This window comes from Microcystis sp. M113S1 (assembly GCF_020246945.1).
Classification (GTDB): Bacteria; Cyanobacteriota; Cyanobacteriia; order Cyanobacteriales; family Microcystaceae; genus Microcystis.
In genome coordinates this window covers 1-3,775 of record NZ_JADBSA010000084.1, presented here as the reverse complement: position 1 = coordinate 3,775, position 3,775 = coordinate 1, and the positions used below count along the sequence as shown (strand labels likewise).

General features: G+C 41.4%; 2 protein-coding genes. Both read right to left on the bottom strand.

The window, feature by feature from the left end:
• Positions 1-200: 200 nt before the first annotated feature.
• Entirely contained in the window at positions 201-2,951 is a 2,751-nt protein-coding gene (locus IM319_RS04860; RefSeq protein WP_287734844.1) for a glycerol-3-phosphate acyltransferase, read from the bottom strand.
• A 268-nt stretch (positions 2,952-3,219) separates the two neighbouring features.
• Positions 3,220-3,775 (bottom strand): Crp/Fnr family transcriptional regulator (locus IM319_RS04855; RefSeq protein ID WP_287734843.1); only part of this gene is annotated, 556 nt, incomplete at its 5' end.

Genomic DNA, 3,775 nt, shown 5'->3' with positions numbered 1-3,775 from the left:
TGGTCAATTACCTAATTTTCAGGGAAAAAGTCCCTGAATTTTCCCCCCAATCACTCCAAGGGTCGGCACTTTTTGAGGGAAAAAAAGTCTAAAAACCTTGTTGGATAAGGTTTTTAGATTTATTCAGCAAACCCTATTTATTCTTCCCCCGCAACGCGCACGCAGTGACCCCCCCACACTCCACACCCTACACCTAATGCCTAGAGAATTTCAATAATTCCTTGACTGCCATCGAGACGAATGAATTGACCATCTTTTAACAATTTCATGGCATTATGCACATCCATAACCGCCGGAATTCCGTATTCTCTGGCAATAATAGCACCATGGGATAATTGTCCCCCCACCTCGGCAATAATGCCCACAGCCCGGGATAATAAAGGGGACCATCCTGAGTCAGTATAGGGAATAACGAGAATAGTATTAGGGGCAATTTCTAGATTTTGTAGGGTTGGCATAATTTTGACTCGTCCTTCCACTGTCCCCCCACTAGCGGCAATTCCCTGTAAGCGTTTTTTAGCAGTTAAATTCGAGACTAAAAATTCTCTTTGCGGGGGTTGTCCATAAACGATATAGGGAATATCGGTTAATTGAGAGTTTTCTTGGAATTGTTGGCGACGCTGGTGGATAATCTGGTTAAGATTGGCGATTTTATTATTCTGACCTAACTGGGTAACTTCTGAATAATTTAGATAAAATATATCTCCCGTCTCCGATAATATTTCCTGCTGTAACCAGAGGTTTTCTAATGCGAGAAAATGCCAGCGTAGGTGAGCTAAAAGACGGGAGTAAACTTGAGTGACTTGGTTTTTGATATTTAGTCTTTTTTGGACAGTATGGGAAGATTTAACTTTTTTATGGCTATTATTGTTGGGAATATCTAAGGATAATTGTAGCAGATATTGGGGATTTTCTCGCCATCTCGGTATCGAAATATCGGTTCCCACTTCGCTTAAATAACCGTAGGTTTCTAACCAGAGGGAAAAAGCTGAGTCAAAATCTCGATCGATCGTATTTTTTCTCAGTTCAGATAGCGATCGCATCGAGGCTATTTCTGGTGCTTGGGAGTTATCCAATCTCTCAAAAGGTACTTGCGAAATACTGCGACGCAAAGCGAAGCTAAGAGGGGCAAGAATACTATAATAGGTGGCTTTTTTTAAGAGGGTTAAAATCTCCTCAATTTGCTCTAAAATCTCCCCTGAAGATAAAGCTTCTGGGGAAGTAGCGTTAATTTTTTCGAGCGTCGGGATAAAATAGTTTTTTTGATCTTGGCTAAAGTCTTTTTCTAACTGTAATTCCCGTCCTAAAAGTTTTAATAAACCGGGAGAATTAGCCAAAGTTGCCGTTAAGGGTGGTTTGGTAAACTTTGCCCCTTTGGTCAGGAATTCTAAGCTTTCTGGAGGTAATCCCATGCGACGGAAAATTGTTCCTAACAAAGAAGCATTAAAATAAGCTCTTTGATAGTGTAAAGTCGCTGTTTCCTTGAAATCCAAATCGAGGGCTTTTTTGTCTAAAACTAACTGGAAAATATCTCCCCAAACTCCACAGGTTAAAGGACGATTAATTGACCAAGGCAAAGGACGAATCACTCCGGGGATAACTTCAGCTGCGATTTTTCTTGTCCAAATTGGCTGTAAATTAGTGATAGGACGGCACTGTAATAACCATAATTTTCGTCCGTTATGAGTCCATTCTATATCTTGGGGAATGCCATGATCAAGGGTTTCTAATTGCCGACAAAGATTAGCTACCTGTTGAATAATAGCTGGGGGAATATCTCCCGCTCCGATGATGATATTTTCTTCTAAATTAACCCGATAACTTTCGGGGGTGATTCTTCCCGATACAACTCTGGTGGCATCTCCGGGTAAAGCTTCAATAACTACATCTAAACTGAGAGGATTAATCGGATCACGACTGAAGGCAACTCCCGAAAAAACTCCTCGAATTTGTTCTTGAATTAACACAGCCATGGCCGTGTTTTCTTGACCTCGATCGAGTCGATAATTAACAGCATTAGGACTATTATAGGAGGTTTGGCAACTCAAAATCGCCGCTGCTAAATTTTCTCGATCGATGACGTTAAGAATTGTCGTATATTGTCCCGCAGATGAAGCGGTTTCACTATCTTCTCCAATAGCGGAAGATCGCACTACTAAGGGATGATTAATATCAGGATTAAGAGATTCTATTAATGGTTGTGGATCATCCCCTGGTGGTAAAATCCAACCCCGAGGAATGGGATAACCGGCACGCTTAAGATAGGCTAAAGTGGCGGCTTTTTGTCCCACTTTTGAAGCTGCCAGATTGTCATCAAGAGTTTGGAGCGATCGATCTCCACGAAAAAAACGAAACATAGTTTTTGATTCATTGTTAACACTTGCTTCAGGTAAGTCTAAATCGTCGGCTATTTTTTGAAAAATTGCCCCTAATAAACAGGCTAAAGCAATGGCAATTATAATATAACCTGAATCCTGGGGACGGCGCAAGGTGAGAATTAAAGCTAATAAAAATAATCCTACCAATCTACCCGTAGATTTTTCTCGAAAAATAGTAAAGCTAATCCCACTAATAATTAAGGTGAGAAAAACAGCGACAAAATCGTGAACAATTAATCCCCAGAAAACATTAGTAGTTCCCGCGCCTTTTCCTAACCAATAGCGCCCCATAACTAAGGCAATTAAAGCTAATAATTCCCAAGAGGAGCCGGTGGGAAAAAAGACACGGGTTAGGAAAATAACGATAATTCCCTTGGCTGCTTCCGAAATTACTGCTAAAATTCCCACTAATTTTCCTCCGTGGTAAAAGGCAGCAGTTACACCGATATTACCAGTCCCTAATTGGGATAATTTACGTCCGGTTACTAGATAATTTATCCAATCGATCAGAGGCAGTCCCCCGATTATAGGACAGACTAAAAAAATAAATAGGGAACCCCAAATTTCTCTCATTATATTTTCTTAGTAACACCAAAAACTGTTATTTTTCCTATGTTAAGCTAATTCTCGGAATAAATAGCTGAAAATTTGTCAAAACGTCGTGCTTTGTAGGTTGATTCATGAATCAACCTACCATGAAAGCAAAAACCTGTACTCCCCTGCTCCCTAGCTTACCTCATAAGCGATTAAGGGTAGCAAAAAAAAGAATTAGATTCGGAGAATGAATCAGCCCTAGGGTTGGGGGGTCTTACCTTTTGCCTTCAGAAGCTGATAACTGAATTTAGGAGATCGCTCTTCCTAAAGCGGCTAGATCGGGAATACAGAGAGATTCCTGCTGTCTTTGAATCAGGCCTTTTTTCTGCAATTTGGTCAAGGATCGGGTCACGGTTTCCCGGGCCAGGCCACTAATGCTACTCAATTCCCGGTGAGGTAAATTAGGAATTATCGTACCCTGGCCGCTTTTTTGTCCTTGACCTTCGGCCAAAAAGAGTAAAGTATCGGCGACTCTGGAGAGACTATCGGCCTCGCGTAAACGTAAACGCCGGTTAAGTTGACGCAAACGCCTGGCCATTAATTGAGAAAGATGAATTCCCGCTAAAGGTTCCGATGTGAGCAGATTAATAAAATCTTGGGCGGGAATACTGCTAATTGTGGCCGTGGTTAAGGTGATAGCATCGGTGGAGCGGGTAGATTCGTCTAAAGCGGCCATTTCTCCGACTATTTCCCCTTTACCGACGATATTTAAGGTGACTTCTCTACCCTCTACATCGTAAGTACGAATTTTCACCCAACCATCCAGAATAAAGTAAACCGAACCACCCCAATCATTTTCTAAT